Genomic DNA, 24,374 nt, shown 5'->3' with positions numbered 1-24,374 from the left:
TGATCCGGGACGCCGACATCCTGGTCGAGAACTTCGCGCCGGGGGCCATGGACCGGATGGGCCTGTCGTGGGAGTTCCTCCACGAGCTCAACCCGCGCCTCATCTTCGGCTCGGTCAAGGGGTTCAACGACGACTCGTCCTGGTCGGACCTCAAGGTCTACGAGAACGTCGCGCAGTGCGCCGGTGGCGCCGCCTCGACCACCGGCTTCTGGGACGGTCCGCCGACGGTCAGCGCCGCCGCCCTCGGCGACAGCAACAGCGGGATGCACCTGCTGATCGGCATTCTCACCGCGCTGCTCGACCGCGAGAAGACCGGCACGGGCCAGAAGGTGTCGGTGTCCATGCAGGACGCCGTGCTGAACCTGTGCCGGGTCAAGCTGCGCGACCAGCAGCGGCTCGAGCGGGTGGGCTACCTCGAGGAGTACCCGCAGTACCCGAACGGCACGTTCACCGACGTCGTGCCCCGCGGCGGCAACGCGGGCGGCGGCGGCCAGCCGGGCTGGGTGCTCAAGTGCAAGGGGTGGGAGACCGACCCCAACGCCTACATCTACTTCACGCTCCAGGAGCAGAACTGGGCGCGGACGTGCGAGGCCATCGGCAAGCCCGAGTGGACCGACGACCCCGCCTACAACACCGCCGTGGCCCGTCAGCCGCGCCTGTTCGACATCTTCGCCGACATCGAGACGTGGCTGGCCGACAAGACCAAGTACGAGGCGGTCGACATCCTGCGCAGGTACGAGGTGCCCTGCGCGCCGGTGCTGAGCATGAAGGAGCTCGCCGAGGACGCCGACCTGCGCAAGAGCGGCACGGTCGTCGAGGTCGACCAGAAGGAGCGCGGCACGTACCTGACGGTCGGGAGCGTCATCAAGTTCTCGGACTTCACCCCGGAGATCACCGGCGCCCCCCTGCTCGGCGAACACACCGACGAGGTCCTGGCCGGCCTCGGCTACGACGCGGACGCGATCGCCCGCATGCACGCCGAACACGTCGTCCGCTGACCTCAGTGGACAGGTGCCCTGCGAGCCTCGCTCGCGGGGCACCTTTGTGTCGCTCGAAAACCTGAGGGTTACCCGGCGGGCGCCGGTTCCTCGCCGCCATTCATCCACTGTGGACCTGGGGTGGACATGGTGCGGTTGGACGGCCGCCGCCGCCGGGCCCGTGGGTTCGCGCCTACCGCTCCTCGCGCCCCAGGACGAGGTCGAAGCGGTCGTGGTCGTCGCCGTTGAGGGTGATCGGGGTCGCCACCGGCGGATAGCCGGTCGCGATCAGGGTGTACTCGTTGCCGGGGAGGTCGGTGAAGGCGTACACCCCGTCCTCGGCGGTGGGCTGGGTCGTGACGACGTTGCCGGTGGCGTCCAGCAGGGTCACCCGGGCGTCCTTGAGCGGGCGGCCGTCCTGCGCGCGCACCGTTCCCCGCACGCTCGCCGCGCGGCGGAGCTCGACGTCGTGGCGGGTGCTCGCGCCGGAGACGGAGACCACCTCGCTCGCCGGGCGATGGCCGGCTGCGTTCACCGTGACGGTGTAGCGGCCCGGGAGCAGGCCGTCGATCCGGTAGCCGCCGTTCGGGCCGGTGGTGGTGGTCTCGTCGCGCCGGTCGGTGGCCACCACCCGGGCGCCGGCCAGCGGGGTGCCGTCCGCGTCGCGCACGGTGCCGGTGAGGCCACCCGCGCCGGCGAGCATCACCAGGTCGTACGCGATCGGCGCGCTGCCCACCGTCAGCGTGGCGACCTGCGGCTGGTGAGCGGACGCCGAGCCGATGAGCACCACGCCGCGCCCGGTGGGGACGTCCACCGCGTACGAGCCGTCCGCGCGCGCGGTGGCGCGGGCGAGCTGTCGGCCCGCCGGGTCGAGCAGCGTGATCACCGCGTGCGGCACGGGCGCACCCGCACCGTCCAGGATCCGGCCGTGCATGAGCGTGCTGCTCGCGGCCACCACCGCGCCGTTGCGGGACGGCACCGGGGCGGAGCCGTTCCCGGCGTGCGCCGGCAGCGGCCGGGGCGGCAGTGGCCGGCCCGGCAGTGCCTGGCCCGGCAGTGGCTGCGCCGGCAGCGGCTGGGTGGCGGTCGCCACCACCGGCGGGTCCGCGTCCTTGCGGCGGAAGAGCAGCATCGTGACGATCGCGCCGACGGCGAAGAAGCCGCCCGACCACCAGTAGGCGGTGGCATAGCTGTGCAGCGCGGCGTCCGCCTGGACCAGCGGGTCGGTCGGGTGGCTCCGCACGAAGGTGACCGCGGCGCTGGCGACCAGGGTGTTGAGCAGGGCGGTGCTGATCGAGCCACCCACCTGCTGGGTGGCGTTCGTGGTGGCCGAGGCCACGCCCTGGTCGGCCATCCGCACGCCGAGCGTCGCCCGGCTCATCGCCGCGGGCATGGACAGGCCGAGGCCCAGCCCGATCAGCAGCAGCGGCGGCAGCACGTGGGCGGCGTAGGTGCTGTGCAGGCCGAGGCGGGTCAGCCAGACCATGCCGCTCGCGGCCAGCAGCATGCCGATCGGCACGATCACCTTCGGGCCGATCCTCGGCACCAGCCAGTTGGTGGAGAGCTGGGCCGTCACCATCAGGATGCCCACCATCGGCAGGAACGCGACACCGTTGCGCACCGGCGAGTAGCCCAGTGTCCCCTGCAGGTAGTAGGTGAGGAAGAGGAAGACGCCGAACATGCCGGCGGAGGCGATGAGCACGGTGGTGAGGGCGGCGCCGCGGTTGCGGTCGGCCAGCACGCGCAGCGGGAGCAGGGGATGCGACGCGCGGCCCTGCCAGCGGAAGAAGGCGAGCAGGAGGACCGCACCGGCGACCAGGAAGCCCCAGGTCGACGTGCTGCCCCAGGAGTGCGTGCTCGCGTTGCTGAAGCCGAAGACGACGCAGAACAGGCCGCCGGAGACGAGCACCACGCCGGGGACGTCCAGCCGGGGCCGCTGCGCCGGGACGGACCGGCGGAGGAACACGAGCGCACCGGTGAGCGCGAAGACCGCGATGATGTCGTTGACGTACAACGTCCAGCGCCAGTCCAGGTACTCGGTGAGCAGACCGCCGAGCACCAGGCCGATGGCGGCGCCGGAACCGGCGATGGCGCCGTAGATGCCGAACGCCCTGGCGCGTTCCTTGCCGCCGGGAAACGTCGTGGTGAGCAAGGAGAGCGCGGCCGGGGCGAGCAGCGCGCCGAAGAGGCCCTGGGTCGTGCGGGCGGCCACGAGCATGGTGAAGGTGGTGGCCGCGCCGCCCACCGCCGACGCGCTGGCGAAGCCGATGATGCCGATGACGAAGGTGGTCTTGCGTCCGAAGAGGTCGGAGAGCCGGCCGCCGAGCAGCAGCAGGCTGCCGAAGGCCAGCGAGTAGGCGGTGACGATCCACTGCCGCCCGTCGTCGGTGAAGTGCAGAGCCTGCTGGGCCGACGGCAGCGCGATGTTCACGATCGTCCCGTCGAGCACGACCATGAGCTGGGCGAGGCCGACCACGGCCAGCACCCACCAGTGGTTCCTGGGCCGCCCGGCGCGGGCGTGACCGTGGTGGGCAGGGCCCGGCGGCTCGGCCGGGGCTGGCTCGACGCGCGCGTCGAGGCGAGTGGATGTCATGAAACCGTCCCCTGTCGATGGACCGCGGACCCACGGGCTCACCACACCATCGCTTGTGTGCCCGGCTGTGTCGTCGGGGGCAGCGCCCAACTGGCCCGGGTGCTACCGGGAATCACCGCACTCCTGCCAGCGGTAGGTGCGTCGCAGCCAAGGTGCGCGATGCTTCTCGGCAGCGCACCATGAGAGAGACGCACGACGCGGCGAAACCACAACAGCGGAGGCCGCTGATGGCAATGCTCAGCCGCATGTCCCAAGCTCGATCGGGTGTCGCTCGGGTGCCGACGTGACCGCGGTCCTCGGGACCGTCGGCGGCGTACTCGCCTCGGTCGACCAGGACTATCTCGTGCAGGCGCGGCAGCTGCAGGCACTGTCGCTCGCCGTGCACATTCCCTTGGTGTGCTTCGGGATCGCCTTCCCCGCGATGGTCCTGTTCGCCGAGTGGCGCTACCTGCGGACCGGGGACGCGCTGTTCCGGACGCTGGCCCGGCGCTGGTCGAAGGTGATGCTGGCGCTGTTCGCCGTGGGCGTCGTGACGGGAACAATTCTCAGTTTCGAGCTGGGGCTGTTGTGGCCGGAGTTCATGGCCGGTTTCGGCAACGTGTTCGGGCTGGGTTTCACGCTCGAAGGTTTCTCGTTCTTCGTCGAGGCGATCTTCATCGCGATCTACGTCTACGGCTGGGACCGCCTGCCGCCGAGGCCGCACTTCCTGTCCGGCATCCCGGTCGCGATCGCCGGCGTGACGGGATCGCTGTTCGTGATCTCCGTCAACGGCTGGATGAACCACCCCGGTGGGTTCGAGCTGCGGGACGGCAGTGCGGTCAACGCGCACCCGTGGTCGGCGCTGTTCGGCAACTCCTATTTCTGGCACGAGTTCGTGCACATGTATTTCGCCGGATACATCGTCGCCGGTTTCCTCGTGGCCGCCACCTACGCCTGGGGCTTCCTGCGCGGACGCAGGGGCCGTTACGAGCGGATGGCGCTCACGATCGCGCTGTCCGCCGCGGCGATCGCCGCGCCGCTGCAGGTCGTGATCGGGGACTGGGCCGCACGTGAGGTCGCCGTCGCGCAACCGACGAAGCTGGCGGCGCTCGAAGGGCTCGGCCCGACCACCAGCGGCGCACCCGAGCACCTGCTGGGCTGGTACAACGGCCACGAGGTCGTCTACGGCATCGAGATCCCGCGCCTGCTGTCGCTGCTGGCCTTCCACGATCCCAACGCGACGGTCCAAGGCCTCGACGCGGTAGCCCCGCAGGACCGGCCACCGGTCAACGTCGTGCGCTTCGCCTTCCAGACGATGGTGGGCATCGGGACGCTGCTGGCCCTGCTGGGCGCCGTTTACCTCTACACCCGCCTGCGCCGCAAACGGCTGCCCCGGTCACGCTGGTTCTACCGCGCCGTCGTGCTGGCGGGTCCGTTGTCGGTGGTCGCGCTCATCGCCGGCTGGATCACCACCGAGGTCGGGCGCCAGCCCTGGATCGTCTACGGGGTCATGCGCACCACGGACGCGGTGACCGGCGCGAGCGGGATCCCGGTCGGCTACGCCACTCTCGTCCTCGTCTACGCGGGCCTGGCGACCGCGGTCTGGTTGCTGCTGCGCCGGTTCCGGCGCGTGCCGCTGGAGGAGGACCACCAGGATGGCTGAGATCCCGATGGTCTTCATCCTGGCCGGTCTCGTCGCCTACACGGTCCTGGCCGGCGCGGACTTCGGCGCCGGGCTCTGGACGCTGCTCGCCGGACCCGGCCGCGCCGGCCGCACGGCGACCCGCGACCACGCACGCCACGCCATGGGGCCGGTCTGGGAGGCGAACCACGTCTGGCTGATCTTCGTCCTCGTGGTGACCTGGACGGCCTACCCGCGCGCCTTCGGGTCGATCACGTCCACCCTGGCGGTGCCGTTGTTCATCGCCGTGGTCGGGATCGTCCTGCGCGGGGCGTCCTACGCGCTGCGCGGTCAGCTCGAGGGAGCCCGCGGTCAGCGCGTGATCGAGAACCTGTTCGCGCTGTCCTCGGTGCTGACGCCGTTCGCGCTGGGCACGGTCGTGGGTGGGATCGCCTCCGGCCGTGTCCCCGTCGGCAACGCCGCGGGCGACCCCGTCACCAGCTGGCTCAACCCCACCTCGGTGGTCATCGGCGCGCTGGCCGTCGCCACCGGTGCCTACCTCGCCGCGGTCTACCTCGCCGCCGACGCGCACCGGCTGGGGGAGCCGACGCTGGAGCGCGACTTCCGCGCCCGCGCCCTCTGGTCGGGCGTGTGCGCGGGCGCGCTCGCGGTCGCCGGCCTGGTCGTCGTCCGCTTCGACGCCCCCGCCCTGTTCGACGGGCTGACCAGTGACGGTGGCGTCGCGATGATCATCGTCTCCGCGGCCGCGGGACTGACGACCCTGTTCCTGGTCTGGCGCAACCACTTCGGCCTCGCCCGCGCCTCGGCGGCCCTCGCCGTCGCGGCGATCCTCGTCGGCTGGGCCCTGGCGCAGAGGCCCCGCCTCCTGCCCGGGCTCACGATCGACCAGGCCGCCGCCGGCCGCTCCACGCTGATCGCCGTCATCGTCGCCGTCGTGGTCGGCGCGGTCGTGCTGGTTCCCTCGCTGGTGCTGCTGTTCCGCCTCGTCCTCCGGGGCCGCTTCGACCCGGCGGACGTCCCCGACGTGCCCGTCCCGGGCAAGCCCCACCATGCCCGGCAACGGAAACCGCGCCTGCTCGCGGCCACAGCGGTCACCACGCTGGTGCTCGGCGTCGGCGTGACCGTCGTGGTCGGCGACGGCTGGGCCCGCGTCCTCGGCATCGTCTGCCTGTTCGCCGGCGCCGTGTCCACCTTTGCTCTCACGGCGACGGAACCACCCGAGCGGACGTGACCCGCCGTGTCACGTCCGGACGGCTCCGGGCTGGTAGAGCGTGGCCACGGCGGCGACGTCGGCCTGGTCCAGTCCCAGGGCCGCCGCCCTCTCGTAGAGGCTCCGCGCCACCACGGCACCCGGCAGCTCCACCTCGGCCGCCTGGGCGATGCCGATTGCCAGGCCGGCGTCCTTGGCGCCGAGCCCGGTGCTCCACCACCCCTCCTGCGAGCCGGTCAGCACACCCTCGAAGCGGTTCTTCAACCCGGGCGCGACCATGGGGCTGGCGCCCAGGAGCGCACGAAGCTGCTCGTCGGTGAGGCCGCCGGCGCGGCCGACGGCGAATGCCTCGGCCAGGGCGACGATGTCCGCCAGCAGCAACAGGTTGGTCGCCAGCTTGGCGGTGATGGCCAGCGCCGCGGTGTCATAGCGCTGCACGGTGCTCGACAGCGACGCGAGCAGCGGCCCCAGGCGGTCCAGGAGCTCGCCGGGTCCGCCCGCGAGGTACACCGCCTGGCCCGCGCGTACCGCGACCGGGCTGCCGAGTACCGGCAGGGCGAGGAAGCGAGCGGGGAAGGCGGCGGCGAGCTCGCTGCTGAGCGTGGGCGACACCGTCGAGCAGTCGACGTAGACGGTCCGGTCCGCGAGCGCCGGCCGCAGCTCCCCGATGGCGACGGTCCTGACCGCGGAATCGTTGGCCAGCATGGTGATCGCGACGTCGGCACCCTCGACGGCGGAGGCGACGCCGGGCGCCTCCCGGCCGCCGGCGGCCACGATCTCGGCCGCCCTGCCGGGCGAACGGTTCCACACCGCCACCCGGTGGCCGTCCTCGAGCAACCGCCCCGCGATCGCGCGGCCCATCCGTCCCATCCCCAGCACGGCGACGTCCATCCCGGCCTCCTCCTTCGGTATCACGACATCCTCGAGACTGGCCCGCCGGCGCCGGGTCGTCGTCGCAGCCAGCACCCAGTGCGGCTTCCTGCTGGCTGCAACGACATGCCCGTTTCCGACTGCGAAACTGAGTCGATGGGATGGCGCCGGTCGGTCGCAGAGCTGCGCACCATGGTGAGCGGCGTCGATCCGGGCCTGGTGCGGCTGCGGATGGCCGCCATCGGGACGGCGTCGATGGTGCTCGCGACCGTGGTGATGACCGGCGTGCGGGCACTGACCGGGCAACCGGTGACCGTGGAGCTGTTCGCGGGCGTGTTGGCGATGTTCGCCAAGATCGCCGTGAACGAGCCCGACGTGCCACGACTGCGGGTGACGATGCTGCTCATGCTCGGCCCGGCCATGGTCTCGATCGTGGTCGGGACGATGCTGGTGCCGCACCGGATCCTCGCCGACGCGGTGTTCGTCGTCGTCACCATGATCGCCGTCTACGTCCGCCGCTTCGGCCCGCGCGGCTTCGCGCTGGGCATGGGCGCGTTCATGCCCTACTTCCTCACCCAGTTCCTGCATGTCACGGTGGCGCAGCTGCCCTGGCTGCTGCTCGCGGCCGCGACCGGGATCGGCTCGACGCTGCTGCTGTGCGGATGGGTGTTCCCCGAGCGGCCGCCGCGCACCCTCGACCGGCTCGTCCGCGCGTTCCGTGCCCGCGTGCACGGGCTCGTCGACGCGGTCGCGGACCTGCTGGTGGCCCGGCCGGACGCCGTCGACGACGAGCTGCGCGAGCTCTCGCGCCGCCGCGCCCTGCTGAACGACACCGCGCTGCTGCTGGCCGACGCCGTGGAACGGCACCGGGAGGACTTCGCGGGCGGCGACGACGAGGCCCTCACCCTCGCGATCCTCGACGCCGAGCTGGCCGCCGAGGGCCTCGCCACCGGGACCGCGCAGCTGGTGCGGCACGCGCCGGTGGACGCCGACAGCCGGCGGGTGCTGCTGGCGGGGCTGCGTGGCCTCGAGGCGGCCTCGGCCACCGGCACCCCGCCGGCGCGGGTCGTCGCGCAGCTCGACGAGGCCCGGCGCGGCGTCTCCCCGCTGGCCGCCGAGACCGAGGGACACCCGTACCGCACGCAACGGGTCGCGTTCGGGGTGATCCGCCTGGCGAACGCGCTGCAGGCCGCCCGGCGCGCGAACGGGCAGGCCCCGACGACAGCCGACGACGCGGCGGCCGGCCCGCCGCCGGACGAGCCCGCCGACCCGGACGAGCCGGTGGGTTCCGGTGCCGCCACCGCGTCGCCGCGCGCACTGCGGCTGAGCACCCGGCAGGCCATCCAGGTCGGCGTCGCGACAAGCCTGGCGATCGTCGTCGGCGAGCTGGTTTCGCCGGCGCGCTGGTACTGGGCGGTGCTGACCGCGTTTCTCGTGTTCGCCGGCACCAGCAGCCGCGGCGACGTGCTCAGCCGGGGCTGGCAGCGCACCACCGGGACCATCGGCGGCGTGCTGGCGGGCATGGCCCTGGCCGTCCTGGTCAGCGGCCACGAGGGGCTTGCTCTGCTGGCGATGTTCGGCTGCGCGTTCCTCGCGCTGTACCTCGCCCGGATCTCGCAGACGATGCTCGCGATGTGGATCACGGCGGTGCTGGCTGTCCTGTATGGACTGATCGGGCTGTTCAGCGTGCAGACGTTGGTGTTGCGGATCGAGGAGACCGCCGTCGGCGCCGCGATGGGCATGCTCGCCGCGTACCTGGTGCTGCCGAAACGGACCCGGGAGGCGTTCGGCGAAGCCCTCGACGACGTGGTGGACGCGGCCGACGCCGTGCTGGCCGTGTCCGTCGACCGGATCCTCGGTCGGCTGCCGGCCCGCCTGCCGGGACTGCTCACCCAGGACCTGCACCAGGCGTTGAGCACGCTGCGCGAGCGGGCCAAGCCGCTGGACAGCCCACTGGCGTGGCGCCGCGGGCGGTCCAGCTACCAGCGCACGGTGCGGGTGCTCACCGCCGTCGACCACTACGCCCGCAGGCTGGCTCAGGTCGCCGGCGACCTTCGCGAGCCCGGGTGGGCGCCGACCCTGCGGCCCGCGACCGCCGGTGTCCGGGCCAACCTCGACGCGCTGCGCCAGGTGCTGCGTCGCCGCGACGCCGGGCCGATCTCCTCCGCCGAGGTGACGGTCGACGCCGCGGAGGCCTACGCCGCGCGCGTCGCCGACCCGGACCGCCGCGCCGCGCTGCTCACCACGGCCCGGCTGCTGCGCCGCACCGACCAGGTGGTCGTCACGTTCGCGACGGACCTCGGCCACGCCGGCGAGGCGCCCGCCGACGACCGCATTCTCCACACCTCCGGGGAAAGAGAGCACCGATGACATCGCCAACCGATGACAGCCACGACCGCGAGCAGCGGATGTTGGGCGCGGTACCGAACGTGCCCGCGCTCGGCCGCGGACCCGCGCCAGGCCGCTACTCCCGCCACGACTACCACCACCCCGCCGCGGGCTGGGGTGCCGCGCGCAGCGTCGCGCACGTGCTCGAACGGGCGGGCGAGCCGCTGGAGGGCTTTCGCGCGATGTTCGTCATGAACCACCAGGACGGTGGGTTCGACTGCCCGGGCTGCGCCTGGCCCGACGACCCGAGCGGGCTGCGCCTGGACATCTGCGAGAACGGCACGAAGCACGTCACCTGGGAGCTCGCGCCCGCGAAGGCCGGCCGCGACTTCTTCGCCGCCCACACCGTCAGCGAGCTGGCCGGGTGGAGCGACTACGACCTCGAGGCGGTGGGCCGGCTCGCCGAGCCGATGAGCTACAACCCGGTCAGCGACAGGTACGAGCCGATCTCCTGGGCCGATGCCTTCGCACTGGCCGGAAGCGCGCTACGCGGGTTGGCCGGCCCGCACCAGGCGTCGTTCTACACGTCCGGGCGCCTGTCCAACGAGGCGACTTTCCTTTACCAGCTCTGGGTGCGCGAGTTCGGCACGAACAACCTGCCCGACTGCTCCAACATGTGTCACGAGGCGAGCGGTCGCGCGCTGACGGCGGCGATCGGCAGTGGCAAGGGCACGGTCGACCTCGACGACTGGGAGCAGGCGGACGCGATCTGGTTGATGGGCGACAACGCCGCGACGAACGCGCCGAGGATGCTGACCTGGCTGGCCGAGGCCGACCGGCGCGGCGCGCAGCTCGTGCACATCAACCCGTTGATCGAAGCGGCGTCGCGGCGGACGATCGTGCCGCACGAGTTCGTCAACATGGCGACCTTCCACACGACCGAGACCGGCACGATGAACGTGCAGGTGCGCATCGGCGGCGACCTGGCCCTGCTGCGCGGCGTCGCCAAGGCCGTCTTCGAGGCGGCGGAGAAGGACCCGGACGTGCTCGACCGGGACTTCATCGAGCGCTACACCCACGGCGTCGACGAGTATCGCGCGCTGGTGGAAGCCACCTCCTGGGCAGACCTCGTCCGCGACGCCGGCGTGGACGAGGCCGGCATCCGCGCGCTCGCCGACTCGTACCTCGGATCGAAGCGCGTGATCATCGCCTGGTGCCTGGGCCTCACGCAGCACGAGCACGGCGTCGACACGGTCGCCGAGATCGTCAACCTGTTGCTGCTGCGGGGAAACATCGGCCGCGAAGGAGCGGGGCCGTGCCCCATCCGCGGGCACAGCAACGTGCAGGGGAACCGCACCTGCGGCATCAACCACCGGCCGGACAAGGTCTTCCTCGACCGGCTCGCCGAGGTGTGCGGGATCGATCCGCCGCGCGAGCACGGGCTGGGCACCGTCGAGACGATCGAGGCGATGCGGCGCGGCGACCTGAAGGTGTTCGTCGCGCTGGGCGGCAACTTCGCGCTTGCCACCCCGGACCAGCCCTACACGTACGAGGCGCTGCGCAACTGCGACCTGACCGTGCAGGTGAGCACCAAGCTCAACCGCAGCCACCTCGTGCACGGCAAGCGCGCGCTGATCCTGCCGTGCCTGGCCCGAACCGACAAGGACGACCAGGCCGGCGGCGTGCAGGGGGTCACCGTCGAGGACGCGATGTCGATGGTGCACATCTCCTACGGGATGAAGAAGCCCTCCTCGCCGCACCTGCGTTCCGAGTGCGCGATCATCGCGGGCATGGCCGCGGCCACGCTGCCGGACACCAAGACGCCCTGGCAGGACTACGTCGACGACTACGACCGGATCCGCGACACGATGGCCCGCGTGCTGGACGGGTTCGAGGACTTCAACGCCCGCGCCCGCCACCCGCACGGGTTCCGCCTCCGCCAGCTGGCACGCGAGCGCGTGTTCCAGACCCCGTCCGGTCGCGCCGAGTTCTCGCCCGCGCCGCTCCCCGACGACGTCGACCCCGGCGAAGGCCGGCTGCTCCTGACCACGGTCCGGGCGCACGACCAGTTCAACACCACCATCTACTCGAACGACGACCGCTACCGGGGTATCCAGGGCATCCGCACGGTCGTGTTCCTGAACGAGCAGGACATGCGCGACCGCGGCCTCGAGGACTTCGACCTCGTCGACATCACGAGCTTCTCCAAGGACGGCACGCGGCGAACGGTGTACGGCTACCGGGCCGTCCGCCACCAGATCCCGCCCAGCTGCGCCGCGGGCTACATGCCGGAGCTCAACGTCCTCTGTGGAATCGCCGACGTGAGCACGCAAAGCGGCCAGCCCGTGACGAAACACCTCGTCGTCGAGGTGACGCCGGCCCGGTGAGAAGCGCGGGGCCCGGTCGCGTGCCCGGGCCCCGCGCTCCGGTCATCCGACGCGGTACGGGCCGGCGACCGGCCGTCGCGGGGTGGCCGTGGTGGCCAGTGCCGGCTGGTCGGTCGACGGGCAGCGCAGGCCCCACTCCGGCGGCTCGAGGTCGATCAGGTACGCGTCGACGGCGGCGTTCACGCACTCGCTCGGGCCGCCGTTGCCGTACGCCGTGTGGCCCCAGCCTTCGTAGGTGATCAGCCGTGCGCCGCTCTGCCTCGCGGCGGCGAGGTTCCACTCGTACACGGTCGCCGGGTCGTGCACGTTGCCGACCATCACCAGCGGTGGCGCGCCGTGGACGCGCAGCGGCCGCTGCGGGTTGGTGGTCCTGGTCCCGCTGCCGACGCACGTCATCGAGTGGTCGACGTACGGCGACCACTCGACGTTCGGGAACTTCTGCGCGAGCCGGGCCCGCAAACCGGCGTACTCCGCGTAGTCACGCACCTTCCAGCGCCAGTCGCCGCACCAGATCGACGGGTACGGGTCGTTGCCGATCTCCCCGAACGCGGAGATCGACGCGGTGGTGCCGGTGCCGTCCCGCAGTGACCGCAGGACGCTCGCGATGTCGCCCCACGCCTGCGGGAAGACGGTGAGGAACCCGTACCGGGCCAGGTCGTAGAAGCCGACGGGCACGCCGTCCGGGTCGACGAGGGTGCCGGCCCTGGCGCGGGCCTTCAGGTCGGCGTACACGGCCTTGGTGTCGAGCCCGTACAGCGCGCAGGTCCGCGTGCTCTCGCACCAGGCGGCGAACTCCAGGAACGCCTGCTCCACCGGCGCGGTCTCGCTGCGCATGAAGTCCCACACGTTGTCGATGCTGTGGTTCATGTTGCCGTCCATGACGAGCGCACGCACCCGGTGCGGGAACCGCTCCGCGTACTGCTGGCCCATCAGGCTGCCGTAGGAGTAGCCGAGGAACGTCAGCTTGCGCTCGCCGAGCGCCGCGCGGACGGCGTCCATGTCCCGCACGGTGTGGAGGTTGTCCACGTGGTCCGCCAGCGGTCCGGAGTTCTCCCGGCAGCTGTCGTGCAGCGCCCGGTTCATGCTCGCCAGCTCGTCGAACTCGGCCTGGCTGGTCGGGTGTTTCGCGGCGTTCACCTGGCCGGCCAGGTCGACGTCGCAGAGGACCTGGCTGCTCGTGTTGATGCCGCGCGGGTCGAACCCGACCCGGTCGAACCGGGCGTTGACCGCGTCGGTGAACGGTTCGAAGACCTTGATCATCGCGACGCCGGAGCCGCCGGGACCGCCCGGGTCCACGAGGATCGAGCCGATCCGGTGCTTCGGGTCGGTGGCCTTGCGGCGGGCGAGCCCGAGGTGGATCTTCTCGCCCCTCGGCCTCGCCCAGTCCAGCGGGACCTCGATGGTCGCGCAGTCGACGCCGTCCGCGTCGGGACAGGGCTGCCAGTTCACGCTCGGCGTGCCGGTCGGCACGGCGGTCGGCACGGCGGTCGGCACAGCGGTCGGCACGGCGGCCGCCGTCCCCGGCACGATCACCGCACCTGCCGCTAACAGTGTGCCCGCCAACAACGCGAGCAAGCTTCGCTTCCCCATGTGGAGCCCCCATTTCCCGTGTGTGCAACAGATGCGACACGACGCCGCCCATCATGCCGCCGTGAGGTCTCGGTTGCCAGGAAACGGGGTCAGCAAACCAGAACGGGCCGGGGCCGTTCAGTCGGTGACGTAATGGCCTTTCTCGATGTCCGCGATCAGCGCGGGCCCCTCCGGCCGCCAGCCCAGGCGTTGCCGGGTCAGCGCGCTCGACGTCGGGTTGTCGAGGGCCACCATGGCGGAGAGCCAGCCGAAGTGCTCGGCCGCGTCCTCGGCGGCGATGCCGGCGACCGGTAGCGCCAGCAAGCCGCCGATGGCCTCGGCGATGTCCCGGAACGGCACGCCCTCCTCGCCGACGCCGTGCAGTCGCGAGCCGGCCGGGGCGGCCTCCACGGCCAGCCGGTACAGGCGCGCGGCGTCGAGCCGATGCACCGCGGGCCAACGGTTCGAGCCGTCGCCGACGTAGGCCGACACGCCCTTCGCGCGGGCGATGCCGATCAGGCTCGGGACGAAGCCGTGCTTGTCGCCCTCGCCGTGCACGGACGGCGGCAGCCGCACGACCGAGGGCCGCACGCCGCGTTCGGCCAGCGCCAGGGTCGCGTTCTCCGAGTCGCCCCGGCGCACGCCGTCCGACCCGGCGTCCTCCTCCGTCCCGGCGCGCCCCGGCGTGACCGCCAGCGTTCCGGAGGTGTTGACGAACGGCTTGCCGGAGCCTGCGAGCGCGGCCCCGATCGCCTCGACGGCACGCAGGTCGATGACGCCGGAGGCCTCGATGTCGGAGAAGTCGTGCACGTAGGCGAGGTGGATGACGCCGTCCGCGGCGTCCGCGCCGCCGCGGAGGCTGTCGAGGTCGTCGAGGGCGCCCCGGTGGATCTCGGCGCCGGCCGCGGTCAATGCCGCGGCGGACGTGTCCGACCGGGCGAGGCCGAGGACCTCATGGCCCGCGTCGAGTAGCTCGCGGACGACCGCGGAGCCGATGAATCCCGTCGCGCCCGTGACAAACACACGCATGGTGAAACCCCTTGGTTCTTCGAGTCGGTCCCGGCACCAGAAGGTGGCGGGCTCGTACCTCCACGCTAGGAACGGCCGGGGCCGCCGTCCAAGGCCTGTTTCGTATCAAGCGATACCGATCGAACATCATCGCTGCTCAGCTGGCTGCCGAGGCGCCGCTCGGCGAGGTCGCTGGTTACCGTAGGGGTATGTCCGACTCGCTGTCGCCTCCGGCGGACCTCGACCTGCGGCTGGTGCGCTACTTCACCGTCGTCGCCGAGCACCGGCACTTCGGTCGCGCCGCCGCCGCCCTCCGGCTCGCGCAGCCGTCCCTGAGCCGGCAGATCCGCCGCCTCGAGCAGCAACTGGGTGCGCGTCTGCTGGACCGCACCCCGCAAGGCAGCCGGCTCACCGAGGCCGGGGAGGTCTTCCTGCCGCGTGCCAAGGCATTGCTGCGATCGGCCGGCCAGGCCGCGGCCGCCACCCGGGCCGCCGCCCAGCCCAGCCGCATCACCATCGGCTACACCACGAACCACATCGTCACCCCGGCCGTGCGCGACCTGCGCCGCCAGCACCCGGACGCCGACGTGCAGGCGCTGCACCTGGCGTGGAACGACCCGCGCCCGGCGCTGCTCGACCACCGGGTGGACGCGGCGGTGACCCGGCTGCCGTTCCCGACCGACCAGCTGCACGTGACGATCCTCTACGACGAGCCCCGGGTGCTGCTGGTGCCGCTGGACCACCGCCTGGCCGGCAAGGAGTCCGTCACCCTGGACGACATAGCCGACGAACCCCTGCCCCGGCTGGCCGCCGACCCGGCCTGGAACGCCTACTGGCGCATCGACCCACGACCGGACGGAAGTCCGGCACCCGACGGCCCCTTAGTCGACGCCGTCGAGGACAAGAACGAGCTCATCGCCGCGGGGCTGGCGGTGGCGATCGTCCCGGCCGGCGCGGTCCGGCGCCCCGACCTCACCACGGTCCCCCTGCACGGCGTCGACCCGGTCCACGTGGTCCTGGCCACCCGCGCCGACGACCACAACCGCCTCGTGGCGGCGTTCCGCAAGACCGCCCAGGCCCACCTCACCGGCCCCGCCCCGGCCGACCGTTAACGTTGTCTCTCGAGCGAGGGGCGGGGACAGCGGATGACATCGCGCAGTTTTCGGATCGGTGGGGACTTGAGCGTGCGGCGGCTCGGGTTCGGGGCGATGCAGCTGCCGACCGAGCCGGGGCCCCTCCGGGAGGCGTCTGTCGCGGTTGCCCGGCGGGCGGTCGAGCTGGGGGTCACGCTGATCGACACCGCCCACCTGTACGGCGGGGGAGCCAACGAGGAGCTCCTCGCCGAGGCCCTGTACCCCTACCGGGACGAGCTGCTCATCACCACCAAGGTCGGCGTCGCGCGGTCGGGCCCCGACGGCGCGTGGAAGCTCGACGGGCGACCGGACGTCGTGCGTGACCAGGTCGACCAGGCCCTCCGCCGGCTGCGCGTCGAGCGGATCGAGCTGCTCCAGCTGCACCGCATCGACCCGGAGGTACCGCTCGCCGACCAGCTCGGCGCACTGGGCGAACTCCGGACCGCGGGCAAGATCGGCCGCATCGGGTTGTCCGAGGTCACCGTCGCCGAGCTCGGGCAGGCGCGGGAGATCGTCGACATCGTGAGCGTGCAGAACCGCTACAGCCTGCTCGACCGCGAGCACGAGCCCGTGCTCGCGGCCTGCGAGGCGGCGGGGATCGCGTTCCTGCCGTGGCGGCCCATCGCCGGGGCGGCGTCGGGCGCGACAGCCGAGCTCGCCGCCGTGGCGGCCGAGCTCGGCGCCACCCCCGCGCAGGTCGCGCTCGCCTGGCTCCTCGACCGCTCCCCGGTCATCCTCCCGATCCCGGGTACCGCCCGGATCGAGCACCTTGCGGAGAACGTCGCCGCGGCGGACCTGCACCTGACCCCGGCTCACTACGACCGTCTCGCCGTCGTGGCAGCGGGAAGCACAGCAGCAGGGCCGCGGTGAACAGGCCGATGACCAGGCTGGTCCCCGCGGCGGTCCCGGAGTCGCCGGTCGCCGAGCGTCCGAAGTAGACGGTGCCGATGAGGCCCAGCCGCATGGTGAGGTGCGGCGGCGGATCGAGGCGAGCTTCGGGGCGCTGAGTGTGGCGGAAGCGATGCCCGCGACCCGCTGGGTACCGGGAGCCGCCGCCATGACCTGTTCGCCCAGATCGGCCCGCACCCGGTCCGGTCGTTGCTCGAGGCCCATGGCGCCGAGCTCGATCAGCTCTGTGCCGAGCTCGGCGCCTCGTCGTGACGGCCGGCTGTCACCAGCGGTCGGAGGTGACGATCGCGACCAGCTGGTCGACGGTCAGCGGTGGGCGCGGGGCGAGCACCTCGCTGGCGCCCTTGGGGGAGCGCTCGTTGCTGACGTGCATGAGGATCGCGACGCCGTCGGGGCGGATGAGGTTGGCCTGGTAGGTGACCCCGTTCGGCGCGCCCGCCAGTGCCGTGTGGGAGGTGGCCAGCGAGGAGCCGTCGGGGAGGCGGCGCACGGTGCAGCTGGCCGGGTCGGGGTTGTCACACCAGGCGACGCCGCCGGACCATGTATTCACCGAACTCCACCGACTCACTCCCGATCCGCGACTCGACGTGTGATCGCACCCCTTAACGGCGCACCCGGCCGAACCGTTGCACGCCGCACGGAGAAACCTCACCCGCCGCCGGCGACCGGGACGCCGCCCGTAATGCCCGGCGCTCCCGGGGCGAGTAATAGACACCAGCTCGTCCCGGGAGGCGTTGTGACCCAAGCGGACTCGGCAACCGAAAAGGCCCAGGCGGAGGCGGAGCTCGCGAAGCTCAACGCCGAGCAGAAGAGGAGGGAGCTCGCCGAGTGGACCAGCGAGCTCGCTCGCCGGCGCCGGGAGGCCGAGAACGAGAGCGCGATCGCGACGGCCAACAAGAGCTCCGACGACGCGCGGAGCAGCCAGTGGACCAACCTGGTGTCGGGTCCGGCGGGCGTCTCGCCCAGCGGGACCACCGTCTCCGGGGAACAACCGATCCTCGGCGGTGCGCTGGCGATGAAGGGCCTGCGGTCGGCGGCGGAGAAGGTCGTCGCCGTGGTGCACGGCAAGGCGCCGGCCGCGAAGTCGATTCTGGTGACCAGCGAGACCGACCTCGCGACCAGCGATGCCGCCTACCTCGCCGTGCGGAACTCGCTGGACGAGCTGCACGCCGCGGCCACCCAGCTGCTGGCGCAGGAGTGGCCGCCGCCCATGACCGAGCTGGCCGCGGTCGGCGTCGTCGCCGATCTCATCCCGTCCGTGCTCGGCATGCTGGCCGCGAAGCGCGCCGTGTCGACGTTCGCGACCTCGGTGGACGACCTGTCGGCGGCGGCGAACGTGATCGGGGCCCTCATCGACGCGCAGCGCGACTACGACGTGGTGCACGACGACTTCCGGATGCGTGGGCCCGGTGCGATAGACGAGCGGCTCGGCGAGCTGGGCACGAAACGGGGGAGCCTGGTCGAGGCGGCGCAGGTGGCCGTGCCGGCGGGCTACGAGGCCGAGTGGATCGCGCGCAAGGAGCGGATCAAGACGCTCATCGCGGCCATCGACGCGTTCACCATCTCCGTGCAGACCGTTCCCACCGGGTCGACCCGGTCCACCCTGACCAACGCCGCGCTGTACGAAGGACTGCACACCGGGAAGATCGACCACGTGTTGCTGGTGAAGGGTGTCGCGGGATCCGGCGCGCAGATCGTCACCGACCGTCCACTGTGGTTCAAGGACAAGTTCTCGGTGGTGGCCACGACGAACATCACCTACGTCCTGCTGAACGTCGCCACCAACCAGATCGCGCACAGCGGCACGGCGTCCGCCACCGTGTCGCTGCACGGCACGATCGGCACCAAGCTCGGCGACGAGTTCGGCTGAGGCCCTCCCGACCGTCGCTCAGGCGGTGTACCCGCCGTCAGCTCCGACGGGCCTCAGCGCCGGTGTGGGGGAGTGTCGATCAGCAGCGCCGCGGTGAAGGTGGCGCCGATGGCGACGGCGAGCAGCGGTGGGAGCAGGGGGGCGTTGCCGGCTCCGGCGGTGACGGCGAGCGCGCCGGCCAGCAGCGCGATGACCACGGATGCGGCGATCTTCCAGTCGTCGCCGATGACGAAGTCGTACCAGAAACGGAAGAACGCCTTCACGAACGTCATCGTGCGACTCCCTCGGGGACACGTCGGTAGCGGGTGATCAGCCCGCGGGAGAGCAGGAACCAGGCGGCGAGCAGGACGAGGATGGCGGCGTCCGCGCCGGGCCAGGTCAGGCTCGCGCCGCCGGGGCGCAACGCGCCGAGCCCCTCCACCGCCCAGAACGTGCCGAACGTGGCCAGCATCAGGCCGACGCCGTACTTGAGGGTGTTCTCCGGCACCCGCGACAGCGGCGCGCGGGCGACCGCGCCGGCGGCCACCACGACCACCACCGCCGCGCCGGCGGCGGCGACCGCGACCGGCACGTTGCCGGCGTTGAGGCCGAACGTGATGACGATGAAGACGACCTCGACGCCTTCCAGGAACGTGGCCTTGAAGCTGACGAGGAACGCGAACCAGTCCAGCCCGAGGCGCCGCTGGCCGCCGGCGGCGCGGGCGGCCTCGCTCTGCCGCCGGAACGCCTCGTCCTCGTCGTGCTCCGCCTTGCGCCCGGAGCTGCGCAGGATCGCCTTGCGCAGCCACTGCAGCCCGAAGATCAGCAGCAGCGTGCCGACCGTCAGCTGTAGCGCCGAGCGCGGCAACCACGTCACCAGCGCGTAGCCGGTCACCGCGGTGAACCCGGCGAGCGCCACCAGCGCGGCGGCGCTGCCCACCAAGGCGGAGCGCCAGCTCCTGGTCACGCCCATGGCCAGCACGACGGTGAACGCCTCGACGACCTCCACCGCCGCCGCCACGAACGTGGCGATGGCCAGTCCCCAGACCGCACCGACACCCATGACCCAACCCTTCGCCTTACCCGGCGCCTGACCCGCGTCCGGTGTCGATCAGGACTCCCGGCCAGCATCGCGCGATCGCCTCGTGCGGGCATCGCCGCCAGCGGCAGTCCTCGGTTACCGCCACCCGCAGTCCGCGGATTCCCGCTAGCCGCCAGTGCGGATGGGCGCTCGCCGTGATGACGCGGTTCGGTCCGAACGCGATCGTTGGTGATGCCCAGGCACGACCGGTGACCGAAGGGGAAAGCCATGACACAGACGGCAGTCCCCGTCACCGCCCGCCGGCGAGCTGGGCGGTCCGTGGCCGGGAGGTACGCCCGGCTGGGGATCGTCCTGGTCTGTGCCGCCTCGCTGGTGGTCGGCTACCTCGACGTCGTGCTGCTGCACCGGGTCGACCCGGTGGCCGACCCGGTCAGTGACTACGTCTTCTACGGTCCTGGCGAACCGTTGTTCGTCCTGGCGGTGCTGCTGATGGTCCTCGGCGGGCTGGCCTTGACCGCCGGGATGACGGGCGTCGGCATGCCGAGGAGTCGGAGCGTTCGCGTCCTCTTCGGACTGTGGGCCGCCGGGATGCTGATCTGCGCGGTGTTTCCCGCCAGCCGGCTCGCGAGCGACCCGACCGTGTCGGGTGAGCTCCACCGCCTCGGCGGCGCGGTGTTCCTCACCTGCCTCCCGCTGGCCGGCCGGCAGCTCGCCCGGTCGCTCCTGAACCATCCACAGTGGACGCTCTCGGCCGGGTGGATCCGCCGGTTCGCCACCGCGACCGTGGTGACGGCGGTGGCGTTCGGACTGTCCCAGGTGGCGCCCCTTCCGCAGGGACTGCTGGAACGTCTCGCGCTGGGCGCGGAGGCGGCGCTGCTGATCATGCTGGCCGTGACCGTGCGACGGGCGGCCCGATGACGCTGACCGTCGTCGCCGCCTGCTTCGCGGTGCTCGCGGCCTGTTGTTTCGCCGGCGCGGTCGCGCTGCAGCACGGCGCTGTCCGGGCCACCGGCACGGGCGAGTACCTCGGCGTCCGCGCACTGGCGCGGGCGATCCGCTCCCGCCGGTGGCTGGCCGGATCCGGTCTCGCGGTGACCGGAACCGCTCTGCACGTGACCGCCTTGTCCCTCGCGCCGTTGGTGATCGTGCAGCCCATCGGTGTGCTCAGCCTGGTCCTGACCGTGGTGCTGGGCGCCAGGGCCCGGGGCCTCGCCGTGGCGCCCCGGGTCCGCACGGCCATGATCGCTGTCTGTGGCGGCGTCGGCGGGTTCGTCGTGCTGGCCTCGCTCAGCGGCACGGTCGGTGGCACGGTCGGCGGGGCGTCGGCGGCGGACCTGGCGCGGTCGGGGTCGGCGCAGCTGGTCGTGGTCGGCGCGGTTGTCCTGGCCGCCGTGGGCATGCGAGCCCGCGGCCGGGCCAGGAGCCTGGTCACCGCGGCGGCCGCGGCCGTGCTGTTCGGCACCGGGTCGGCGCTGACCAGGGCGGCGTCGGTCGGCGTGATCGGCTCGCACGACATCGCCGCCGGAGTCGGGCTCGCCGCGGAGTCCGGCCTGCTGATGCTCGTCGGCGGGTGGTTGCTGCACCAGGCCTACGCGGCCGGCCCGCCCGCCCTGGTCATCGCGGCCACCACCGTGATCGACCCGCTCACCGCCGTCGCCATCGGCCTCGGCGCCTATCGCGAGGCGGCCGGCGTCGGCCCGGCGCTCGCAGCCGCGCAGCTCGCCCTCGCCGCCGTCGCCATCGGCGCGGTGATCGTTCTCGCGCGGTCCGTCCCGGATCCGCGGCCCATCTCCCAAGGAGAACGACATGTCCAAGACCGGCCCCGCGCTGCGCATCCTGATCGCCGCAGACACGTTCCCACCTGACGTGAACGGCGCCGCGCACTTCGCCGAGCGCCTCGCCCGCGGCCTCGCCCGCCGCGGCCACGAGGTGCACGTGGTCAGTCCGGCGCACGCCGGCACCACAGCCACCGACGGCGCCACCGTCGGCGCCACCGACGCTGACGGCGAGATCACCGTGCACCGCATACCGTCCCTGGGCACCCCGTTCCATCCGACCTTCCGGGTCAGCACGCCGTGGGGAGCGTCGCGGGCCGTGGCACCCCTGCTCGCCCTGCTGCGGCCGGACGTCGTGCACGTGCAGTCCCATTTCGCTGTCGGCCGGTCGACGCTGCGGGCGGCCGCCGCGTACGGCGTGCCGGTGGTCGCGACAAACCACTTCATGCCGGAGAACCTGCTCGGCTACGCGCCCCTTCCCCGCCCGCTCCGGGCGCCGGTGGCGCGCTGGGCCTGGCGCGACCTGGTCCGGGTGTATCGCCGCGCGCAGGCCGTCACCGCGCCCACCCCGCGGGCGGTGCGGTTGCTCACCGACAACGGCCTGCCCGGCGACCCGCTGGCGATCTCCTGCGGAATCGACCTCGGCCACTACCCGGCCTCGCGGACCCGCGCCGGGGCGACGCCGGTGTCGGTGTTGTTCGTCGGGCGCCTGGACAAGGAGAAGAACGTCGACGAGCTCATCCGGGCCGCGGCGGTGGTGCCGGACGTGCGGCTCGACATCGTCGGCGACGGCGCCTGCCGGGCGAGCCTGACCGCGCTCGCCGAGGACCTCGGCGTGGCGTCGCGCGTCCGGTTCCACGGCTTCGTCTCCGACGACGAGCTGGTCGCCGCCTACCAGCGCGCCGACGTGTTCTGCATGCCCGGCACCGCCGAGCTGCAGAGCCTGGCGACCATGGAGGCGATGGCCGCGGGCCTGCCGGTGGTCGCCGCGGACGCCATGGCGCTGCCGCACCTCGTCCGGCCCGGCGTCAACGGGTTCCTGTACCCGCCGGGAAACGTCACGCTGCTCGCCGCCGCGCTGGCCGAGCTCGCCGACGGGCCGGCGGCGCGCACCGCCATGGGCCTGGCCAGCCGCAAGATCATCGCCGGGCACGACATCCAGCGCACCGTGGACGCGTTCGAAAGCCTCTACCGGGCCACGATCAGCACGGTCACGTCGTCGGCGGTCCAACCCACGCTCGCCGCCTGAAGCGGCGACCCGAGTGCCAACAAGGAGACCTGGCCGGGATCGGCGGTGCGAGGGCGCTCGGCTACTGGCCCGTCGAGGTCGACTCCGCGGGTTCCAGTGGTAGCTCGACGACCAGGGTGGTGCCGTCGCCCGCCGGGCTGGTGACGGTGAGCGTGCCGCTGAGGGCTTCGACGCGGTCGGTGAGTCCGATGAGGCCACTGCCGCGTCCGGGGACCGCGCCGCCGTCGCCGTCGTCCCGGATCGTGAGGCGGAGCCGGCTTTCGCGGGTGTGGAGGCGAATGTGGACGGTCGTGGCGTTGGCGTGCTTGGCGGTGTTGGCGAGCGCCTCGGAGACGACGTAGTAGGCGGCGACCTCGACGGGATCGGGGAGTCGCGCGGGGACGTCCACCTCGAGCTCGACCGGGACGGTGGCGCGGCGGGCGAGCGCCTTGATCGCGGCGCGCAGGCCGCCGGCGGTGAGGATGGCCGGGTGGATACCCCGGGACAGCTCGCGCAGCTCGTCGAGGGCGGTGGTGAGCTCGTCGGCGACGCGGCCCACCCCCCTGCCCCCGTCGGGCTCCGCCTCGATGTCGTGGAGGTCGAGGACGAGGGAGACGAGCCGTTGCTGGATGCCGTCGTGGAGGTCGCGCTCGATGCGCCGGCGTTCCTGGTCGGCGGCGGCGACGATGCGGGTGCGGGAGGCCGCGAGCTCGGCGCGGCTGTGCCGCAGCGAGCCCGACATGGTGTTGAAGCTGTGCTGGAGCGCACCGATCTCGCCGGGGCTGTGCTCGGGTAGGCGGCTGCTCAGGTCGCCCCCGGCGATGCGTCTGGCCATGGCGGCGGCGCGGCGGACCGGCCTGGCGATGACCATGGTCAGGTAGGTGCCGAACGCGGCGATGAGCAGCACCGAGCCGGCGAGGCCGGCCGTCGCGGCCACGGTGGAGCGGTGGTCCGCCGCGTCGGCGCGGTCCTGGCGCTGGGTGGCGAGGGTGTTCTCGGTGGTGAGGAACTGGTCGAAGTCGACCCGGATGGCGTCGAGGAGGCGCTTGCCTTCCTCGGTGACGGCGGTGGTGCGGGCGGCGGGCGGGTCGCGTTGGGCCAGGGCCACCAGGGGGAGGGAGTAGTCGCGCACGTAGGAGTTGATGGCCGTGGCGATGCGGTCGGCGATGGCGTGCTGGCCGGGGTTGTCCGCGACCATCCGGGTGAGCTGGCCGAGCTCGGCCGGGATGGCGGCGCGGGCGGCCCGCCAGGGTTCGAGCAGGTTCTGCGTGCCGGTGATGACGAACCCGCGTTGGCCGGTCTCCAGGTCGACGACGAACCGTTCGAGCTGGTTGGCGACCACCAGCACGTCTTCGGAGCGGTGTGCCTGCTGCTGCAGGTCACGCAGCTGCGCGGAGGAGGAGATCATGACCACGAACGCGCTACCGACCACCACCGCCAGCAGCGCGCTGGCGGCGGCGAGACGCAGAGTGAGTCCGACCCGCACGTCGTCAGCCTCCGGTCGGTGCCAATAGGGCAGCCTAGCGGATGCGGCCAAATGGCCGCGTCTGTCGACGAAGCCAGTCGGCCGTAGGACTAAGGCCTGTCTCGTAGATCATCGTGTGAAGGAAGTCCTGCGCCGACCACGCCGACTACCGGAACCTCAGGGGACCGTGACGGCACCCAGCCACCACCCACCTCGATACCCGCACTATTCGCTGGGACGCAACGCACGCTGTCAATCCCGGGGAGGCGGGCTAGTCCCAATGCCGGTGGGTTAGGTGGTTGTGGCTGGTCGGCGCCGGTGCCCGGTCTTGCTGGGAGGAGTGATGCCGACGGCTGAGTGAGGCGGTCTGCTGGCCTGGTGTCGCTGGCGATGCTGGGCCCTCTTGACCG

19 protein-coding genes are annotated in these 24,374 nt (G+C 72.4%); 11 read left to right on the top strand and 8 right to left on the bottom strand.

All coding sequences use genetic code 11. The annotated features are described in order from the left end of the window. The coding region (gene frc / locus VGD70_RS00295; protein WP_331076862.1) for a formyl-CoA transferase at positions 1 to 998 on the top strand (998 nt) is incomplete at its 5' end. 172 nt (positions 999 to 1,170) lie between these two features. Here frc and VGD70_RS00290 read toward each other — a convergent pair. Beyond that, positions 1,171 to 3,570: an MFS transporter gene (locus VGD70_RS00290; RefSeq protein WP_331076861.1), complete on the bottom strand. Its 2,400-nt coding sequence runs from the start codon at positions 3,568 to 3,570 to the stop codon at positions 1,171 to 1,173. A 283-nt stretch (positions 3,571 to 3,853) separates the two neighbouring features. Here VGD70_RS00290 and VGD70_RS00285 point away from each other — a divergent pair, with 283 nt between their 5' ends. Beyond that, positions 3,854 to 5,212 (top strand): cytochrome ubiquinol oxidase subunit I, encoded by a 1,359-nt coding sequence (locus VGD70_RS00285; RefSeq protein WP_331076859.1) that lies wholly within the window; start codon positions 3,854 to 3,856, stop codon positions 5,210 to 5,212. Then, on the top strand, positions 5,205 to 6,422 hold the full coding sequence (locus tag VGD70_RS00280; protein ID WP_331076857.1) for a cytochrome d ubiquinol oxidase subunit II: 1,218 nt from the start codon (positions 5,205 to 5,207) through the stop codon (positions 6,420 to 6,422). The genes VGD70_RS00285 and VGD70_RS00280 overlap by 8 nt, the downstream gene beginning before the upstream one ends. A 9-nt stretch (positions 6,423 to 6,431) precedes the next feature. On the opposite strand, the gene VGD70_RS00275 is transcribed toward VGD70_RS00280, so the two are convergent. Then, positions 6,432 to 7,292 carry an NAD(P)-dependent oxidoreductase gene (locus VGD70_RS00275; RefSeq protein WP_331076855.1) on the bottom strand — a complete coding sequence of 287 codons (861 nt, stop codon included), beginning with the start codon at positions 7,290 to 7,292 and terminating at the stop codon, positions 6,432 to 6,434. A 135-nt stretch (positions 7,293 to 7,427) separates the two neighbouring features. Between VGD70_RS00275 and VGD70_RS00270 the strand changes: the two genes are divergently transcribed. Together VGD70_RS00270 and VGD70_RS00265 are read left to right on the top strand one after the other, a co-directional pair. Next, positions 7,428 to 9,641, top strand: coding sequence for an FUSC family protein (locus VGD70_RS00270; protein WP_331076853.1), 2,214 nt, complete (start codon positions 7,428 to 7,430; stop codon positions 9,639 to 9,641). Further along, positions 9,638 to 11,986, top strand: coding sequence for an FdhF/YdeP family oxidoreductase (locus tag VGD70_RS00265; RefSeq protein WP_331076851.1), 2,349 nt, complete (start codon positions 9,638 to 9,640; stop codon positions 11,984 to 11,986). The genes VGD70_RS00270 and VGD70_RS00265 overlap by 4 nt, the downstream gene beginning before the upstream one ends. A gap of 42 nt (positions 11,987 to 12,028) precedes the next feature. On the opposite strand, the gene VGD70_RS00260 is transcribed toward VGD70_RS00265, so the two are convergent. Together VGD70_RS00260 and VGD70_RS00255 are read right to left on the bottom strand one after the other, a co-directional pair. Beyond that, positions 12,029 to 13,576 carry an alpha/beta hydrolase gene (locus VGD70_RS00260; protein ID WP_331076849.1) on the bottom strand — a complete coding sequence of 516 codons (1,548 nt, stop codon included), beginning with the start codon at positions 13,574 to 13,576 and terminating at the stop codon, positions 12,029 to 12,031. Between the two features lie 117 nt (positions 13,577 to 13,693). Next, positions 13,694 to 14,584 carry an SDR family oxidoreductase gene (locus tag VGD70_RS00255; protein WP_331076847.1) on the bottom strand — a complete coding sequence of 297 codons (891 nt, stop codon included), beginning with the start codon at positions 14,582 to 14,584 and terminating at the stop codon, positions 13,694 to 13,696. Between the two features lie 188 nt (positions 14,585 to 14,772). On the opposite strand from VGD70_RS00255, the gene VGD70_RS00250 reads away from it, so the two are divergent. Then, positions 14,773 to 15,675: a LysR family transcriptional regulator gene (locus VGD70_RS00250; protein WP_331076845.1), complete on the top strand. Its 903-nt coding sequence runs from the start codon at positions 14,773 to 14,775 to the stop codon at positions 15,673 to 15,675. Positions 15,676 to 15,708: 33 nt separating this feature from the next. After that, positions 15,709 to 16,566, top strand: coding sequence for an aldo/keto reductase (locus VGD70_RS00245; RefSeq protein WP_331076843.1), 858 nt, complete (start codon positions 15,709 to 15,711; stop codon positions 16,564 to 16,566). A gap of 301 nt (positions 16,567 to 16,867) precedes the next feature. On the opposite strand, the gene VGD70_RS00240 is transcribed toward VGD70_RS00245, so the two are convergent. Next, complete coding sequence (locus VGD70_RS00240) at positions 16,868 to 17,155, bottom strand: hypothetical protein (protein ID WP_331076842.1); 288 nt, start codon at positions 17,153 to 17,155, stop codon at positions 16,868 to 16,870. 186 nt (positions 17,156 to 17,341) lie between these two features. Between VGD70_RS00240 and VGD70_RS00235 the strand changes: the two genes are divergently transcribed. After that, the gene (locus tag VGD70_RS00235) at positions 17,342 to 18,475 is read left to right on the top strand and encodes a hypothetical protein (RefSeq protein WP_331076841.1); all 1,134 of its coding nucleotides are present in this window, start codon (positions 17,342 to 17,344) and stop codon (positions 18,473 to 18,475) included. 53 nt (positions 18,476 to 18,528) lie between these two features. Here the strand turns inward: VGD70_RS00235 and VGD70_RS00230 are convergent, their stop codons facing one another. Then, positions 18,529 to 18,747 (bottom strand): hypothetical protein, encoded by a 219-nt coding sequence (locus VGD70_RS00230; RefSeq protein WP_331076839.1) that lies wholly within the window; start codon positions 18,745 to 18,747, stop codon positions 18,529 to 18,531. Continuing rightward, positions 18,744 to 19,517, bottom strand: a complete 774-nt coding sequence (locus tag VGD70_RS00225; protein ID WP_331076838.1) for a hypothetical protein — start codon at positions 19,515 to 19,517, stop codon at positions 18,744 to 18,746. Before VGD70_RS00225 ends, VGD70_RS00230 begins: the two co-directional genes overlap by 4 nt. A gap of 246 nt (positions 19,518 to 19,763) precedes the next feature. Between VGD70_RS00225 and VGD70_RS00220 the strand changes: the two genes are divergently transcribed. The 3 genes from VGD70_RS00220 to VGD70_RS00210 are packed head-to-tail and all read left to right on the top strand — an operon-like array spanning position 19,764 to position 22,520. After that, positions 19,764 to 20,414 carry a DUF998 domain-containing protein gene (locus tag VGD70_RS00220; RefSeq protein ID WP_331076836.1) on the top strand — a complete coding sequence of 217 codons (651 nt, stop codon included), beginning with the start codon at positions 19,764 to 19,766 and terminating at the stop codon, positions 20,412 to 20,414. Next, positions 20,411 to 21,361 (top strand): hypothetical protein, encoded by a 951-nt coding sequence (locus VGD70_RS00215; protein WP_331076835.1) that lies wholly within the window; start codon positions 20,411 to 20,413, stop codon positions 21,359 to 21,361. Before VGD70_RS00220 ends, VGD70_RS00215 begins: the two co-directional genes overlap by 4 nt. Then, a complete protein-coding gene (locus VGD70_RS00210; protein ID WP_331076833.1) occupies positions 21,303 to 22,520 on the top strand; it encodes a glycosyltransferase in 1,218 nt (405 codons plus the stop codon). Before VGD70_RS00215 ends, VGD70_RS00210 begins: the two co-directional genes overlap by 59 nt. Positions 22,521 to 22,581: 61 nt before the next feature. Here VGD70_RS00210 and VGD70_RS00205 read toward each other — a convergent pair whose 3' ends face one another. Then, complete coding sequence (locus VGD70_RS00205; RefSeq protein ID WP_331076831.1) at positions 22,582 to 23,985, bottom strand: CHASE3 domain-containing protein; 1,404 nt, start codon at positions 23,983 to 23,985, stop codon at positions 22,582 to 22,584. Between the last annotated feature and the right edge of the window lie 389 nt (positions 23,986 to 24,374).

The sequence above is a fragment of the Actinophytocola sp. genome, from assembly GCF_036402745.1.
Classification (GTDB): domain Bacteria; phylum Actinomycetota; class Actinomycetes; order Mycobacteriales; family Pseudonocardiaceae; genus Actinophytocola.
This window is presented reverse-complemented; position numbering and strand designations above follow the sequence as displayed.

Excerpts from the sequence above, each read along its gene's own strand:
- VGD70_RS00290 (WP_331076861.1), bottom strand. The coding sequence starts at position 3,570 with ATGACATCCACTCGCCTCGACGCGCGCGTCGAGCCAGCCCCGGCCGAG.
- VGD70_RS00280 (WP_331076857.1), top strand. The coding sequence starts at position 5,205 with ATGGCTGAGATCCCGATGGTCTTCATCCTGGCCGGTCTCGTCGCCTAC.
- VGD70_RS00275 (WP_331076855.1), bottom strand. The coding sequence starts at position 7,292 with ATGGACGTCGCCGTGCTGGGGATGGGACGGATGGGCCGCGCGATCGCG.
- VGD70_RS00270 (WP_331076853.1), top strand. The coding sequence starts at position 7,428 with ATGGGATGGCGCCGGTCGGTCGCAGAGCTGCGCACCATGGTGAGCGGC.
- VGD70_RS00265 (WP_331076851.1), top strand. The coding sequence starts at position 9,638 with ATGACATCGCCAACCGATGACAGCCACGACCGCGAGCAGCGGATGTTG.
- VGD70_RS00260 (WP_331076849.1), bottom strand. The coding sequence starts at position 13,576 with ATGGGGAAGCGAAGCTTGCTCGCGTTGTTGGCGGGCACACTGTTAGCG.
- VGD70_RS00255 (WP_331076847.1), bottom strand. The coding sequence starts at position 14,584 with ATGCGTGTGTTTGTCACGGGCGCGACGGGATTCATCGGCTCCGCGGTC.
- VGD70_RS00250 (WP_331076845.1), top strand. The coding sequence starts at position 14,773 with ATGTCCGACTCGCTGTCGCCTCCGGCGGACCTCGACCTGCGGCTGGTG.
- VGD70_RS00245 (WP_331076843.1), top strand. The coding sequence starts at position 15,709 with ATGACATCGCGCAGTTTTCGGATCGGTGGGGACTTGAGCGTGCGGCGG.
- VGD70_RS00230 (WP_331076839.1), bottom strand. The coding sequence starts at position 18,747 with ATGACGTTCGTGAAGGCGTTCTTCCGTTTCTGGTACGACTTCGTCATC.
- VGD70_RS00225 (WP_331076838.1), bottom strand. The coding sequence starts at position 19,517 with ATGGGTGTCGGTGCGGTCTGGGGACTGGCCATCGCCACGTTCGTGGCG.
- VGD70_RS00220 (WP_331076836.1), top strand. The coding sequence starts at position 19,764 with ATGACACAGACGGCAGTCCCCGTCACCGCCCGCCGGCGAGCTGGGCGG.
- VGD70_RS00215 (WP_331076835.1), top strand. The coding sequence starts at position 20,411 with ATGACGCTGACCGTCGTCGCCGCCTGCTTCGCGGTGCTCGCGGCCTGT.
- VGD70_RS00210 (WP_331076833.1), top strand. The coding sequence starts at position 21,303 with ATGTCCAAGACCGGCCCCGCGCTGCGCATCCTGATCGCCGCAGACACG.